Source organism: Arenimonas sp. SCN 70-307, from assembly GCF_001724815.1.
Taxonomy (GTDB): Bacteria; Pseudomonadota; Gammaproteobacteria; order Xanthomonadales; family Xanthomonadaceae; genus Arenimonas.
Genome location: NZ_MEDO01000016.1, coordinates 13,483 through 28,771, shown reverse-complemented (window position 1 = coordinate 28,771; position 15,289 = coordinate 13,483). Strand labels below are relative to the sequence as shown.

13 protein-coding genes are annotated in these 15,289 nt (G+C 71.5%); 6 read left to right on the top strand and 7 right to left on the bottom strand.

Annotated features, from left to right (window positions below):
- Positions 1–31: 31 nt before the first annotated feature.
- Together ABS41_RS09700 and ABS41_RS09695 are read left to right on the top strand one after the other, a co-directional pair.
- Positions 32–490, top strand: coding sequence for a hypothetical protein (locus tag ABS41_RS09700; protein WP_290593392.1), 459 nt, complete (start codon positions 32–34; stop codon positions 488–490).
- A 28-nt stretch (positions 491–518) separates the two neighbouring features.
- Positions 519–1,331, top strand: a complete 813-nt coding sequence (locus ABS41_RS09695) for an NYN domain-containing protein (protein WP_290593390.1) — start codon at positions 519–521, stop codon at positions 1,329–1,331.
- Here ABS41_RS09695 and ABS41_RS09690 read toward each other — a convergent pair.
- Positions 1,328–1,879, bottom strand: a complete 552-nt coding sequence (locus tag ABS41_RS09690) for a phosphoribosyltransferase family protein (RefSeq protein ID WP_290593388.1) — start codon at positions 1,877–1,879, stop codon at positions 1,328–1,330. The genes ABS41_RS09695 and ABS41_RS09690 overlap by 4 nt on opposite strands.
- A gap of 65 nt (positions 1,880–1,944) precedes the next feature.
- A complete protein-coding gene (locus tag ABS41_RS09685) occupies positions 1,945–2,841 on the bottom strand; it encodes an oxygenase MpaB family protein (protein ID WP_290593386.1) in 897 nt (298 codons plus the stop codon).
- A 167-nt stretch (positions 2,842–3,008) separates the two neighbouring features.
- Here ABS41_RS09685 and ABS41_RS09680 point away from each other — a divergent pair, with 167 nt between their 5' ends.
- Complete coding sequence (locus tag ABS41_RS09680; RefSeq protein WP_290593384.1) at positions 3,009–4,676, top strand: endonuclease; 1,668 nt, start codon at positions 3,009–3,011, stop codon at positions 4,674–4,676.
- Positions 4,677–4,728: 52 nt separating this feature from the next.
- Here ABS41_RS09680 and ABS41_RS09675 read toward each other — a convergent pair whose 3' ends face one another.
- From ABS41_RS09675 to ABS41_RS09665, 3 genes are all read right to left on the bottom strand, one after another.
- Entirely contained in the window at positions 4,729–5,856 is a 1,128-nt protein-coding gene (locus ABS41_RS09675; protein ID WP_290593382.1) for a hypothetical protein, read from the bottom strand.
- Between the two features lie 66 nt (positions 5,857–5,922).
- Positions 5,923–6,732: a ribonuclease H-like domain-containing protein gene (locus ABS41_RS09670; RefSeq protein WP_290593380.1), complete on the bottom strand. Its 810-nt coding sequence runs from the start codon at positions 6,730–6,732 to the stop codon at positions 5,923–5,925.
- A 113-nt stretch (positions 6,733–6,845) separates the two neighbouring features.
- On the bottom strand, positions 6,846–9,296 hold the full coding sequence (locus ABS41_RS09665; protein WP_290593377.1) for a DEAD/DEAH box helicase: 2,451 nt from the start codon (positions 9,294–9,296) through the stop codon (positions 6,846–6,848).
- A 152-nt stretch (positions 9,297–9,448) separates the two neighbouring features.
- Here ABS41_RS09665 and ABS41_RS09660 point away from each other — a divergent pair, with 152 nt between their 5' ends.
- A complete protein-coding gene (locus ABS41_RS09660) occupies positions 9,449–10,288 on the top strand; it encodes a universal stress protein (protein WP_290593375.1) in 840 nt (279 codons plus the stop codon).
- 9 nt (positions 10,289–10,297) lie between these two features.
- Here ABS41_RS09660 and ABS41_RS09655 read toward each other — a convergent pair whose 3' ends face one another.
- Together ABS41_RS09655 and ABS41_RS09650 are read right to left on the bottom strand one after the other, a co-directional pair.
- Positions 10,298–12,160, bottom strand: a complete 1,863-nt coding sequence (locus tag ABS41_RS09655) for a diguanylate cyclase (protein ID WP_290593372.1) — start codon at positions 12,158–12,160, stop codon at positions 10,298–10,300.
- Between the two features lie 4 nt (positions 12,161–12,164).
- Positions 12,165–12,530 (bottom strand): I78 family peptidase inhibitor, encoded by a 366-nt coding sequence (locus ABS41_RS09650; protein ID WP_290593370.1) that lies wholly within the window; start codon positions 12,528–12,530, stop codon positions 12,165–12,167.
- Positions 12,531–12,706: 176 nt separating this feature from the next.
- Here ABS41_RS09650 and ABS41_RS09645 point away from each other — a divergent pair, with 176 nt between their 5' ends.
- Both ABS41_RS09645 and ABS41_RS09640 read left to right on the top strand, forming a co-directional pair.
- Entirely contained in the window at positions 12,707–13,792 is a 1,086-nt protein-coding gene (locus tag ABS41_RS09645; RefSeq protein ID WP_290593368.1) for an alkene reductase, read from the top strand.
- Positions 13,793–13,904: 112 nt separating this feature from the next.
- Positions 13,905–15,275 carry a hypothetical protein gene (locus ABS41_RS09640; protein WP_290593366.1) on the top strand — a complete coding sequence of 457 codons (1,371 nt, stop codon included), beginning with the start codon at positions 13,905–13,907 and terminating at the stop codon, positions 15,273–15,275.
- The last annotated feature ends 14 nt before the right edge of the window (positions 15,276–15,289 follow it).

Sequence of the window (15,289 nt, the reverse complement as noted above, 5' to 3'; positions counted from 1 at the left end):
CCGTTGGTCCGGCTTGAACGTGAGGAAATCCATGAGCGACGAGAACCGCAGCGTCTTCGCCCTCGACGACCTGGCCGCGCTGGAAGACGCGCTGGCCGCCGCCCGCGCCGCCGGCGTGGACGACGAGGCCATTTCCCTGGTGGCCCGCCATGACATCGAGCTCGAGCTCGACCCGATGGCCAGCGACTCCGACGCCCAGGGCCACGTGCGCGGCCTGCTGGCCGGGCTCTCGGCGGTGACGGTGCCCACGCTCGGCGTGAGCGTGGCCGGCGCCGGCTTCATCAGCCTGCTGGGCAGCAACGTGGCCGGCTGGTTCCGCGCCCTCGCCGGCGACCACGCCACCGACGACGTGCGCGCCCGCTACCGCGCCCTGGTCGAGGACGGCAAGATCCTGCTCGTCATCCAATCCGATTCCCCCGCGCGCCACGCCGCCGCCCATGCCGCCGTAGCCGCCACGGGTGCATTGGCCCTCGACGACGGCCAGGACTGAGCCACGCAGGAACCTTGGGGACCACATCATGGCGAAGAAGCCCAACCCGATTGATCGCGAGGAGGCGGATCACCTCGCCGTCCTGATCGACGCCGACAACGCGCAGCCTTCGGTGATCGAGGGTTTGCTGGCGGAGGTGGCGAAGTTCGGGGTGGCGAGCGTGAAGCGCATCTATGGCGACTTCACCTCGCAGCGGCTGCAGGGCTGGAAGCAGGTGCTGCTCAAGCATTCCATCCATCCGGTGCAGCAGTTCGCCTACACCTCGGGCAAGAACGCCACCGACAGTTCGTTGATCATCGACGCGATGGACCTGATGTACACGGGCCGCTTCGATGGCTTTTGCCTCGTGTCGAGCGACAGCGACTTCACCCGCCTGGCCCAGCGCCTGCGCGAGGCCGGCCTGACGGTTTACGGCTTCGGCGAGCGCAAGACGCCCGATCCCTTCGTGCAGGCCTGCGACAAGTTCATCTACACCGAAGTGCTGCGCCAGGAAGCGACGGAGCCCGAAAAGGCCGAGCCCGCCAAGCCCGCCGGCAAGGCGCCCGCCAAGTCGGCGGCGAAGGCCGTCGCCGCGCCGGCCGAGAAGCCCAAGGCGCCGCAGCAGGTGCCGCGGAAGCTGCTTAACCAGGCCATCGAGGAAGCGGGCGACGAGGAAGGCTGGGCCCACCTGGGCGCGGTCGGCAGCTACCTCAACAAGCTGCGCTCGGACTTCGATCCGCGCCTGTACGGGCACCGCAAGCTCAGCGAGCTGTTCAAGGCGCACCCGAAGTGGTTCGAGCTCAAGGAGCTGGCCAGCTCGGCGGGCGGCAAGGATTTGTACGTGCGCGCGCGGGCGGCCTAGCCCTTCACGCCTTCGGCGGGGCGCCAGAGGTCGACGGCGAAGTCGGATTCGTAGGGCGGCACGTTGCACTCGATGACGTCGTCGGGGGCGATCTTGAGGGTGAGTCCGACGATGTCGGCGCGCACCGGCATGCGGTGGCGCTGGCGGTCCACCAGCACGGCGGCGTGCACGTGGGCGGGCTTCTGGGTGGCCACCCACTCGAACACGCGCATCAGCGAATAGCCCTGGTAGAGCACGTCGTCGACGACGATGACGCGGCGGTTCATCAGGTTGGCGTCGGCGGGCGCCTCGAGCGCGGTTTCCGGATGCAGCAGCTCGAGGTTGTCGGCGTAGCGCTTGACCTTCAGGTCCAGGCGCGAGATCTCGGCCCAGGGCGCGTGCACGCGGATGCGGGACAGCAGGCGGTCGGCCAGCGGCGAGCCGCGGCGCAGCATGCCCAGCAGCACGGTGGGCGTGGCGTCGAGCAGGGCGGCGGCCTGGCGGGCCATGTCGTCGATCACCAGGGCCAGGTCGGTTTCGGAATACAGGCGGAAGCGATCGGCGGGCATGGCGGTCTCCGGCGGCGACACCTCCAGCCTAGCCCAGCGGCGCGCCGGCGGCGAGCGCGCGGGGCTCAGAAGCCGCGACGCACCCAGTCCGGGTCCAGGCCCATGCGCCGGCAGGCGTGCTGGGCGGGACCGTCGGTGAGGCCGGCGCGGAACAGCGGCGCGGCCAGGGCCAGCGCGCGCGCGCCGGCGGCGTCGCGCAGGCGCTCGCGCGGGCCGCGTCCGAGCATCTGCAGCGCCCAGTCGGGCAGCAGGGTCGCGCCGGCGCCCAGGAACACCTGGCGCGAGAGGCCAGGCATCGGCACGGGCAGCGACATGGTCGCCAGCACCCCGAGCACCGCGCGCGAGCGGTGGGTAAAGGCCAGTTCGCCGCGCACGCTTTCGAAGTAGGCATCCACCCCAGCCTCGGTGCGCGGCACGTTGCGCGCGCCCAGCATCTCGGCCACCACGCGCGACTCATCGTAATAACGGTCGGCGTCGTCGGTGGGCACCGGGCCGGCGAAGCGGCGGTAGCCCTGCAGGAAGCCGAAGGCCTCGGTCACGTGCACCCAGGTGAGCAGGGCCGGGTCGTTGGCTGAATACGGCGCGCCGCTTTCGGTGACGCCCTGCACCTTGTCGTGGATGCGCCGCACGCGCGCCACCAGGCGTTCGGCTTCGGCGCGCGAGGCATAGCTGGTGCCGGCGACGAAGTGCGTGGTGCGGCGCAGGCGGCCGACCAGGTCGGTGCGGAAGTTCGAGTGGTCCCACACGCCCGACAGCGCGGCCGGGTGCAGGGTTTGCAGCATCAGCGCGCACAGGCCGCCGGAAAGCATGCCGGCGAAGTCGGCGTGGATGCGCCAGGCGGCACCGTCGTGCGGGAACAGCCCCGGATCGCCGGCCGGCTGGTCGTAGTCGATGCCGCTTTCCCCGCGCGGGAAGGCGCGCAGGACCCAGGTGCGCAGCGGGTGGGCGAGGGGGGAGAGCATCGGGCCAGTCTAGGCAGGCGCCGTGAAGGGCTGGTCGTGCCGTGCCGGCGGCGGCTTGGCCACCGTTCGTCGGAAAGTGTTCCAGCCCCCGTGGCGGCGGTGGGTCGGCAAGATTAGTGTCACGTCGGTCGGCAATCATCCGACGGGAAATTGGGGAGATTTCCTACATGTTGAAGCTCAAGAACGGGCTGTTGCCCGCGCTGTTGCTGTGTCCTGCGTTTGCCAGCGCCGGCGTCTGGATCAACGAAATCCACTACGACAACGCCGGCACCGACGTCGGCGAGCGCATCGAGGTGGCCGGCGACGCTGGAACCTCGCTCAACGGCTGGTCGCTTCACTTCTACAACGGCGCCGACCGCAAGGTTTATGGCACCCGCAGCCTTTCGGGCACGCTGGGTGCAACGTGCGGCGCCTACGGCTTCGCCAGCGTCGATGCATCGGGCCTGCAGAACGGCGCACCGGATGGCGTGGCGCTGGTGAACGCCAGCGGCACGGTGGTGCAGTTCCTCAGCTATGAAGGCCAGTTCAAGGCCGCCGACGGCCCGGCGCGCAATCGCACCTCGGTGAACATCGGCGTGTCGGAGTCGGAAGCGACGCCTGTGGGCCATTCGCTGCAGCTCAAGGGCACCGGCAGCACCTATGCCGACTTCCGCTGGCATGCGGCCTCGGCCAGCAGCTTCGGCACCTGCAACGCGGGCCAGAATTTCCCGGTGCCGGACCTGGCGCCCACCGTCACGGCCACGTCGCCGGCCGACGGCAGCTCGGCCGTCGCACTCGATGCGAACATCAGCATCACCTTCTCCGAGCCGGTGTCGCTGCAGGCGGGCGCCATCGTGCTGGGATGCGACACCAGCGGCAACGTGCCGGTGGCCGTCAGCGGTGGCCCGACCACCTGGACCGCCGACCCCCAGTCCAACCTGGTCGGCCTCGAGGACTGCCTGGTGGACGTGCTGGCCAGCAAGGTCTCCGACCTCGATGGCGTGGCCACGCCGATGGCGGCCAACCACAGCTTCGTGTTCACCACCGCCTCGGTGCCGGGCAACGACTACTACAGTGGCGTGAACACCTCGAGCGCCAGCGCCCTGCGCGCCAGCCTGCATGCACTGATCGACGACCACCAGCGCATCCCGTACACGTCCACGGCCACCGACACCTGGGACGTGCTGGAGTTCGCCGACGAAGACCCCCTCAACCCTGGCCGCATCCTCGACGTGTACAAGAACGCCAGCTACGCCAAGGTCGGCGGAGGCAACACCGAGTACAACCGCGAGCACACCTGGCCCAAGAGCTACGGCTTCACCAACGACGGCAGCGGCAACTACCCGTATACCGACACGCACATGCTGTTCCTGTCGGATGCAGGCTACAACAGCTCGCGCGGCAACAAGCCCTACGCCGATTGCCTCGTGAACTGCACCGAGCGCAGCACCGTGGCGAACGGAGGCAAGGGCGGCGGCACCGGCGTGTTCCCCGGCAACTCGAACTGGTACGACACCAGCTACTGGCAGACCTGGGGGGACCGCAAGGGCGACGTGGCGCGCGCACTCCTGTACATGGACGTGCGCTACGAAGGCGGCACGCACGGCGTGACCGGCGTGGCCGAACCCGACCTGGTGCTCACCGACGACCCGGGCCTGATCCAGGCGTCCTCGAGCAACCTCAACGTGGCCTACATGGGTCGCTTGGCCGACCTGCTGCGCTGGCACGCCGAGGATCCGGTGGACGACAAGGAGCGCCTGCGCAACGAGGCGGTTTACTCGTTCCAGGGCAACCGCAACCCGTTCATCGACAACCCGCAATGGGTCGCCTGCGTGTTCCAGAACCAGTGCAACTAGGGCGACGTTTGCGCCGCTGATCGACGGGCCCGCTTCGGCGGGCCCGTTCTTTTCAGCTGCACAGCGTGAAGCAGGCCTCGGCCACGACGGTGCCATTGGCCTTGAGCTCAATGCGGTGCAGCCCGGGGTAATAGCGGCGGGTCGTGACCGGCCGAAGCGAATGTGACCTGGAAAGCTGGCGCGTTTCGCCCGGCGCCAGCGCCAGCGTCCAGCCCTTGAACACCTTGGGCGACGTCCCGCCGTTGGCCTTGAGGTGGTGCACGACGTAGTCGATCACCAGGTCCTGCCTGCGCCGCGAGTCCGATGCGATCGTCACCTTCAGCTGCACCGACTCACCGACCGACACCCGCCCGGGCGTCAGCGCCAGACTCGCCGTGCCCGCCAGCCGGCCGCCCAGGCCCCAGGCCTTCAGGACGCGACGATCGCCCCGCTTGACCAGGGTGCGACTGGCGTGGCGAAGCAGGGCCGTTCGTTCGGCGCCTGCGTCGGGCAGGTAGGTTTCGAGCCATTCGGCGACCACGGCCGGGTGGTCCCTCGCGATGTCGTTGAGGTGGTTGGCCACGCTGCGGCGCACGTATTCGCTGGGGTCATCCTGGAGGGACGCGAGCAGCGGCAGCGTCGGCGACGGATCGACGATCAGCGACTTCACCTGCAGTCCCCAGGGCAGGCGCGGCCGGCTGCCTTCGCTGGTCCAGCGGCGCACGTGTGGGCTGGCGTCGCTGCTCCACGCCCGAAGGCGCGTGATCGTCAGCGCGAAGTGGTTCTGCAGGAAGGGCCGCACGGCGAACTCGCTGGTGAAGCGCTGGGTGAGTTCGCGCAGCGCCAGCAGCGCACGTTCCGGTTCGGACTGGCCGCGGCGGGCGATGAACTCGCCGAGCGGCCAGCCGATCCAGCCGGCCAGACCGGCCTCGCTGGTGGCGAAACCCAGGCGGTCGTCGGTGGCCGGTGGTGCCAGCGCGCGCTCGATGATGCCGGCGGCGCGATCGAAGTCTTCCGGCAGCGTCGCTTCCAGCGCGTCTGCGATGTGCATCGCACGTGCCTTCATCTCCAGCGCATCGAGGCCGCCGAGCGCGCGCGCCTCGAAGCCGCGGCGGTCGAAACCGGGCCAGGCGCGGCGCAGGTGCTGGCCGCAGGCCTGCACCAGCGCGGCATTGATCAGGTTCTTGAAGGGCTCGGGCATGGCCGTCAATGCATGGGGTCGGAGGTAATTTCCCCGCCACGGGACCAATCAGCAAGCCGAACGGCTTCAGGGCGGGGAAATTACCTCCGACCCCTGTTTGGCGAGGTGGGCGAGCAGCCAGGCCAGGCTGCGCACGTCGGTGTGGTTGTGCGCCAGCACGCGGCGCAGGTCGGTGGCGGGGCCACCGCCCAGGTAGTCGCGCCAGGCGCGCGGGGCTTCGCTGCCGGGCAGGTCGTCCTCGCGCACGACGCCCAGCACGCGGTGTTCGATGGTGGCCAGGCGGCAGTTCTCCCAGCGGCCGCGCCAGCGCCGGCGCGACGGATGCAGCAGGTCGAGGTGCGCCAGCGGCGTGACCGGGCAGGGCAGGCGCGCGAGCCGGTAGCGCGCCTTGAGCAGGGGCGCGTCGTAGCTGCGGCCGTTATAGCTCACCAGCACCGTGGCCGGCGACAGCCAGCGGGCGAAGGTTTCGAGCATCGCCTGCTCGGCGGCCAGGGTGGTGGTCAGCAGCTGGCGGATGCGCAGCTGGCCGTCCACCAGGTCGGCCGCGCCGATCACGAAGGCCCGCGTGCCGGTGCCGCCGGCCAGGCCGGTGGTTTCGGTGTCGAAGCACAGCACCTCGTCGCGGGCGAGGTCGGTGAAGTCGCGGGCGAAGCGGGCGTCGATGGAATGCGGCAGCGGCGGGGCGTCGTGGCGGGATTCGACGTAGCGCAGGCCGGGGGCGATTTCGTCGCCGGGCAGGTGGCGGTCCTGCACGCGTGGCGCGGGCACGACGGAGAGCGAGCGGGTGCGCAGGCCGAGCAGGCGGCGGATATTTTCAGGTACTTGGGGACGTGGCAGCGATTGGGGGGACCCCTCTCCCCAACCCCTCTCCCACAAGGGGAGAGGGGCTTTGCCTGTCTCCCTCTCCCCTTGTGGGAGAGGGCCGGGGAGAGGGGTCGCCCTTCCCGCCTGCCGCTGCAGCGCGCGCAGCTTCTCCAACAGCGCCGCGCTCACCCTGCGTCCCCGAGCAGCGCCAGCACCTTCGCCGCCAGCGCCCGGGGCGTGCCTTCGGCCTTGTCTTCATCGCTGGCGAGGATGGGCCCCACGCAGGCCGGGCAGCCGGCGCGGCAGTCGCAGGCCGAGACCAGTTCGCGGGCGCGCTGCACCAGTTCGGCCTGGCGCCGCCACAACGGCTCGCTCAGGCCGATGCCGCCGGGGTAGTTGTCGTAGAGGTAGACCGTGGGCGTGAAGCGCTCGGCGGCATCGGGATGCCCGGGCTGGCCGTCGCTGCCGCGCAGCTGGCCGCGGCCGCGGCCATCGGCCTGGGCGAACCAGGCGCCGTCGCCGCTGCCCACCGCCTGGCGCAGGTCGCGCGCTTCGGCCATCACCGCCACCGTGGCCACCAGATGCAGCGCGTGCGCGGCGCCCAGGAAGCCGTCGAGCGCGTCCTGGCGCGAGGCGAAGGCGCGCTCGAGCGTGTCCTGCGCCAGCTGCCACCAGGCCGCCGTGGTGTGCATTTCCTGGTCGGGCAGGTTCACCGGCCCGTAGCCGATGTTCTCGTGGGTGTAGTAGCGGATCTTCTTGTAGCCCGGCACGCGCCGCACCACGTGGACCTCGCCATGGCGCGCGCTGCCCTCGCCGGCGCGCACGCCGTCGAACTGTTCGAGCACCTTCAGGCGCGTGTAGTCGATGGCGTCGGTGTAGTAATCCACGTGCGTGCGGGTGACGTAGGCCTTGCGGCCTTCCCAGTCGAGCCGCTCCACCTGGAAGGGCACCGACTGCACCATGTGGATGGCGCCCTCGTAGAGCGTGAGCGCGGCGGCGGAATAATCGACCTCGGCGATGATCTTCTGCGCGCCGTCGGTGCGGTCGACCACCACGAAGTTGCCGTCGGCCACCGCGCGCAGCGACACCGCATTGGCCGGGTAGCTGTCGGCGATCCAGTCCCAGCGCTGGCCCTCGGCGTGCAGCACGCCGGTTTCGGCCAGCACGTCGAGCCAGGGCGCCGGGTCCATCGGCCCGTAGCGCTCGCCGCGCAGGAAGGGCAGCTCGAAGGCGGCGCAGCGCAGGTGGTCGAGGAGGATCAGCGGCTGGTCGGGCGCGATGCGCGCGTGCTCGGGGTTGGCGGCTTCGAAAAAGTCCGGATGCCGCACCAGGTACTGGTCGAGCGGATCGGACGAGGCCACCAGCACGCCCAGCGAGGGCTGCTGGCGCCGGCCGGCGCGGCCCACGCGCTGCCAGGTGGCCGCCACCGAGCCCGGATAGCCGTTGAGCACGACCACGTCGAGCGCGCCGATGTCCACGCCCAGCTCCAGGGCCGAGGTGCTGACGATGCCGTCCACGTGGCCCGCGCGCATGGCGCGCTCGGCCTCGCGGCGTTCGTTGGGCAGGTAACCGCCGCGGTAGGCGCGGATGCGCGGCGGCTTGCGCGGGTCGTGGTCGAACACGTCCTTGAGGTACTTGGTGAGCACCTCGACCATGGTGCGCGACTGCGCGAACACCAGCGTCTTGAGCCCCGCGCGGATGGCCAGCCGGGCGATGCGGTTGGACTGCGAGCGCGCCGAGGCGCGCAGGCCCAGGTCGGGGTTCACCACCGGCGGGTTCCACAGCAGCAGGTGCTTCTCGCCCACCGGCGCGCCCGATTCGGTGATGGCCGTGACCGGCGCCTCCACCAGCGCCTCGGCGTGCGCCTTCGGGTTGCCGATGGTGGCCGAGCACAGGATGAACTGCGGTTTGGCGCCGTAGAAGGCGCATACGCGCTGCAGCCGCCGCAGCACGTTGGCCAGGTGCGAGCCGAACACGCCGCGGTAGGTGTGCACCTCGTCGATGACCACGTAGCGCAGGTTCTCGAAGAACTGCGCCCACTTGGTGTGGTGCGGCAGGATGGCCTGGTGGAGCATGTCGGGGTTGGACACCACCAGGTCGGCGTGCAGGCGGATGGCCTGGCGCGCGTCGCCTGGCGTGTCGCCGTCGAAGGTGTGGCAGCGCAGGCCCAGGTCGCCGGCGCGGTTGAGCTCGAGCAGCTCGGCCACCTGGTCCTGCGCCAGCGCCTTGGTCGGGAACAGGAACAGCGCCTTGGCCTGCGCCTGCATCGCCGCCGCCGCCACCGGCAGCGTGTAGCACAGGCTCTTGCCCGAAGCCGTGGGCGTGACGACGACCAGGTTCTGCCCGGCCTGCGCGGCCTCCCAAGCCTGGGCCTGGTGGCTGTAGAGCCGCTCGATGCCGCGCGAACGCAGCGCCGTGGCCAGCCCCGGCGGCAGCGCGTCGGGCAGCGGCGCGTAGCGGCCTTCGCGCGCGGGCAGCACGAAGTGGCCGGTCACCCGGTCGGAATACTTGCCGCGCAGGCGCTGCGCCAGCTGGCGCGGGTCGCGCACGCGCGGGGCGAGCGGGGCATCGGCGGGCTGGCCGGGCTCCAGGGCCAGGGCCTGGGCATCGCGGCGGGCGAGGGCTTGCGGGGGCATGGCGGCATTCCGTGGGCGGTCCGGCCGTCATTAGCCGCCGGCCCCGTCTCATTGAATGAGACGCCGCGCGGGCGCAGGCTTGACCCACGTCAACGCCGGCCGTGCCCGTCGGCGTAGCGTTCAAGCCACCCCGTGCACCGAGGAGCCTGGCCATGATCCGCGACCTGTTCGTCTTCCTGCAGGGCAATGCCGCCGACCACGCGGCGCTCGAAGCCGCGGCCGCCCTGGCCCGCGTGCACGACGCGCACGTGGCCGCACTGGCCGTCGCGCATGCGCCGGTGCCCTTCGCCAGCGAGTGGGGCGTCACCGCCATCGGCCTGGACCAGGCCGGCTACGAGGCGCTGCGCGCGGCTGCCGAGCGCGCCGCCGGCGTGGCCCGCGAGCATCTGTCGGCCGCCGGCATCGCGCACGAGGTGCGGGTGGTGGATTCGCCGCTGGCCTGGCCCGAGGAAGTCGCCGCGCTGCACGCGCGTTATGCCGACCTGTGCGTGTTCGGCGGGCCGGTGGAAAATGAACCTGGTTCGCGCTTCGGTACGGGGTTCGACGCGCTGCTGATGCACTCGGGCCGGCCGGTGCTGATGGTGCCGCACGGCGTGAAGCTGATGGTGCCGCCGCGGCGCGTGGTGCTGGCCTGGCAGCCGCGCCGCGAGGCCAGCCGCGCGCTGCACGACGCCCTGCCCTGGCTGCCACGCGACGCGCGCGTGGACGTGCTGGTGGTCAACCCCGAAGCCACCGCGCTCGGCCACGGCGAGGCGCCCGGCGCCGACATCGCCCGGCACCTGGCGCGGCATGGCTGCCACGCGAAGGTGGAAATCGTCGAGAAGGGCACGCGCAGCACCGGCGAGGCCATCCTCGAGCACTGCCGCGGCGCCGTGGCCGACCTGCTGGTGATGGGCGGCTTCAGCCATTCGCGCTGGCGCGAGCAGGTGTTCGGCGGGGTCACCCGCACCGTGCTCAATGGCGCACGCCTGCCGGTGCTGCTCTCGCACTGAGCCGCGCGCTCAGCCGATGGCGAGCCGGTTGCGGCCGCTGGCCTTGGCGGCGTAGAGCTGGCGGTCGGCGGTGCGCGCCAGCGTGGCCAGGTCGATGTCCTCGCCGTAAGCCTTGGCCAGGCCCGCGCTCACCGTCACCACGCCCAGCGGGCTGGCCGGGTGGGCCAGGCCCAGCGCGGCGATGTCCTCGAGGATCCGGCGCAGGATGCGCTCGGCATGCGGCACCGCGATGGCGGTGAAGACGATGGCGAATTCCTCGCCGCCGTAGCGGTAGCAGCGCACGTCGCGGCGGGTCTGGCCGGCCAGCACCGCGCCTACTTCGCGCAGGGCCTGGTCGCCGGCTTCGTGGCCGAGCGTGTCGTTGTAGGGCTTGAAGTAGTCCACGTCGATCATCGCCAGCGCCAGCGCCGAGGTCGGGCCGCGGGTTCCCAGCCACGCCTCGATGTCGGCGTCGAAGGCACGGCGGTTGGGCAGGCCGGTGAGGCTGTCGGTACGGGTGAGTTCCTCCAGGCGCGCGTTGGCGTCGGCCAGCTCGCGGGTGCGTTCGGCGACGGTGCCCTCGAGTTCGTGGCGACGCTGCTCGACCATGCGCGCCAGCTCGCGGAAGCTGCGCGCCAGGCTGCCGATCTCGTTGTCCTCGTCCAGCGGCAGTCCGGCCGCGCCGGCGGCTTCGCCCCGTGCGAGGGACTCGGCCGCGGCCTGCAGCTGCCGCACCGGCTGGCCAACGCGCCGTCCCAGCACGCTGCCCACCACCACCAGCAGGATCACCTGCAGCCCGATCCCGAGCGCCAGTATGATCGCCGCGCCGCGGTGCGCCGCGCCCGACACCTGCTCGGCGCCGTAGATCGTCGCCAGCCACCAGTCCGGGCCGGCGACGCGGCTGAAGACGATGTAGGCGCCGCTTTCCTCGTCGCGCACCACTTGCTGCGGCTGGCCCGAGTCCAACTGTTCGCGCGCCAGGCGGCGGATGCGGGCCGGCAGCGGGTCGTCGAGCTTGTCCACGTGCAGCACGCCGCGATCCTGCGCGTCTTCGCCGGGCGCGCTGTTGCCGGCGATAAGCTGGCCTTCGCGGCTCATCAGCAGCGTGCGCGCGCCGGCGAGGCGGCTTCGCTGCAGGCGCGCCAGGATTTCGTCGAGCAGGATGTCGTGGCTGGGGTTGACCAGGTGCCGGCCGTCTTCGCCATCCACCGGCAGCTGCACCGTCACCGTCCACTGGCGCGCGGTGAGGTCGAAGTAGAGGCCGGACCAGACCGCCTGGCGCGTGGGGTTGTTGGCCGGCAGCGTGGCGGCCACCACGGCGCCGGCGGTGACGTCGAGGTCGGCGCGCGCGTCCAGGCCCCAGGGCACGCCCGGCCAGTAGTTCACGAGCGCGTTTTCCGGCAGCGAAGCGTGCAGGTTGGCGAAGGGCTCGCCCCAGGCCGGGCCGTAGAGCGCCACCAGGTCGGTGGCGATGACGAGCCGGCGGCGCAGGTCGGCGTCGGGCCGGCCGGCGCTGCGGCCGACGAAGCCGGTGGTGTGGCTCACGTACTGGCCATCGGGCCGGCGCACGCCGCGGAAGAACTCCGGCGCCAGGCGGATCGCGCCGTCGGGGCCGCTGCGGTACATCGCATCGAAGCGCGCGCCGTGGTCGATGGCGCCGTCGCGGTAGCGACGCAGGAACTCGGCGCGGAACAGCTCCAGGTGCGCCAGTGCATCCTGGAAGGCCTGTTCCTGCTGCTGGCCCTGCAGCTCGGCGTGGCGCTGCAGCTGCACGAGGGCACGGTCGCGCGAGAGCGAGAACGCGTACCAATAGCCGAGCGCGGTCGCACCCAGCACCGCCAGGCTCGACCACAGCGCGACCCGCCGCAGGACCTGGTGGGCCAGCAGGTTCATCGCGTCAGCCGCAGCGAACGGCCGTGACGCGGTTTTCCTCGTCGACGTCGATGTTCACCCGGTCCTCGCGGTAATCCATCGTCACCATCATCCCGGGCTTGATCACGCGCACGTACTTGGACTGGGTGTCGGCTTGCACCTTTTCGACCAGGGCCTCGTCGGCGAGCTGGCCAACGGCCCACTGGCCGGCTTGGTCGTTGCAGATCACGGGCGGCTTCTCACGGATGCCCTCGTCCTCGAGGGTGGGCGGGGGCGGGGCGGGGGCGAAGGCGGTGTCGCCTTCGTCGGCCGGCGGAGTGTCCTGGGGCGGGGTGGCGCAGGCCGACAGGGCGAGCAGGCTGGCCAGGGCGAGGCTGGTCGGACGGAACATGCGGGCTCTCCGGGTGGGCAGGCACCGAGGTTAGCGCAGGGCCGTGCAGACGGGAGGCCCCGGGACCAGCCAGGCGGGCAGAAGGGATGAAATTGCAACGATACGTAGCGCACCACGGTCTTTGTTTCGCCCATGGGGTCCTCCATCCTAGGTCCATCCCCGAGGAGACCCTTCCCATGAGCACCAAGCTGCTGTCCCCCGCCACCGTCGCCGGCCTTTCGCTCCAGAACCGCGTCGTGATGGCCCCGATGACCCGCTCGCGCGCCCTGGGCAACGTGCCGGGCGAGCTGATGGCCACCTATTACGGCCAGCGTGCCGGCGCCGGCCTGCTGATCACCGAAGGCACTTCGCCCTCGCCCAACGGCCTGGGTTATGCCCGCATCCCCGGCCTGTTCAATGCCGCGCAGGCCCAGGGCTGGGCCGCCGTGGCCAGGGCCGCCCACGCCGGCGGCGCGCGCGTGTCGATCCAGCTGATGCACGCCGGCCGCATCGGCCACCCGGCCAACCTGCCCGAAGGCGCCGAGCTGCTGGCCCCGTCGGCGATTGCCGCCGCCGGCCAGGTCTGGACCGATGCCCAGGGCATGCAGGACCACCCCGTGCCGCGCGAGATGAGCGCCGCCGACCTCGCCACCACCCGCGACGAGTACGTGCGCTCGGCCATCCTGGCCCGCGAGGCCGGCATCGACCTGGTCGAGCTGCACGCCGCCAACGGCTACCTGCTGGCGCAGTTCCTCAACCCCAGGTCGAACCAGCGCAGCGACGAGTACGGCGGCAGCGCCGAGAACCGCCGCCGCTTCCTGCTCGAGCTGGTGGACGCCACCGCCGCCGCCATCGGCGCCGGCCGCGTGGGCGTGCGTCTCTCGCCGTTCAACGCCTTCAACGACCTGGCCGCCAACTACGAGGGCGAGGCCGAAGAGGCGCTGGCGCTGGTGGACGAACTGTCGCGCCGCGGCATCGCCTACCTGAGCCTCATCGCCACCCCGGGCGCGGTCCCGCCGGAGTTCGTGGACGCGGTGCGCAAGCGTTTCACCGGCACCCTGGTGCTGGCCGGCGACTACGACGGCGCGCGCGCCGAGGCCGACCTGCAGGCCGGCCGCGCCGACCTGATCGCCTTCGGCCGCCCCTTCATCGCCAACCCCGACCTGCCGGCGCGCCTGGCCACCGGCGCCGAGCTGGCGCCGATGCAGGCCGACAAGCTCTACACCCCCGGCCCCGAGGGCTACACCGACTACCCCGCGCTGCGCGAGTCCGCCGCCGCCTGAACCCGCGTTGCCCCGCCGCCCCCGTCCCTCCCCTGCGTCGGGCGGCGGGGCGGCGACCGGGACTTTTGGCGGTGACGGCATTCACCCGCCGCGTGTGAAAATCACCGCCCCGATGAAGACCTTCCTGCGACGGCTGCCCTGGCTGCTGCTCGCCAGCCTCGTGCTGGCGGGTTGCACGGGCGCGCCCACGCGTCCCGACCTGGCGCGCCTGTACGAAGCCGAGACGCACGACCCGGCACAGCCGCCGGTCATCATCATCCATGGCCTCATGGGCTCGACCCTGGTCGATGCCAAGACCGGCAAGGAGTACTGGCCGGGCGGCGTGGGCGCGCTGGCCTTCAGCGACTACCGCGAGCTGGCGCGCGTGCGCGCCGTCGAGGAAAGCGGCGGCGGCCTGGTGCCCGGCGACCTGTTCTACGGCGTGGCCCGGGTGGACTATTACGGCGCGCTCGTCGAGGCGCTCGAGCGCGTCGGCCGCTTCCGTCGCGCCGAGCCGGGCCAGCCGGTCAAGGACGCCGATGACCGCCGCCGCTACTACCTGCTGCTGTACGACTGGCGTCGCGAAAACATCCACGCGGTGCGCCAGCTGCACGCGATGATCGAGCAGATCCGCAGGGACTACGACGACCCGGACCTGGCCGTCGACCTGCTCGCGCACAGCAACGGCGGACTGATCGCCAACTACTACTTGCGCTACGGCCCGGCCAACGTGCTCGACGAACGCGAGTTCGTCAGCTGGGACGAGGGCCCGCACCGCATCCGCCGCATGGTGCTGCTGGGCACGCCCAACCTCGGCTCGGTGATCAGCCTCGAGCGGCTGCAGAAGGGCGTGAAGATGGCCTTCCGCACCGTGCCCGTGGAAGTGCTGGCGACCATGGCCACGCCCTTCGAGACCCTGCCGCACCCGGACCAGCAGGTCATCTTCGGCGCCGACGGCAAGCCGGTGGTGCTGGACATCTACCAGCCCGACACCTGGCGCCTGCGCCGGTGGGGCGTGTTCTCGCCCGAGGTCGAGCAGCGGGTGATGGCCGCCGCGCCGGACCGCGAAACCGGCGCGCTGCAGATGGCCGAGCTGCAGTCCTTCTTCATCCGCCATCTCGACCGCGCACGCCTGCTGCACCGTGCGCTGGGCCAGCCGATCCAGTCGGGCGGCGTGGAGGTGGCGGTGTTCGGCGGCGACTGCACCCTCACCCCGGGCCGGGCCGTGCTCGAGCGCGACGAACGCGGGGAGCGCCTGGTCGTGCGCCCGGGCGACGTGCGCAACCGCGTGCCCGGCGTGGACTACGAGCGCCTGCTGATGCTGCCCGGCGATGGCCTGGTCACCCGCGAGTCGCAGCTGGGCCGCGGCCTGGTCGAGGGCGTGGGTGCCGGCAACGACACGTTCCCCTTCGCCCAGAGCTTCTTCCTGTGCGAGCGGCACGACCAGCTGTCGGTGAACCCCTACTTCCAGAACAACCTGCTGCACTTCCTGCTGGCCCGTTGACCCCGTCCGCACCG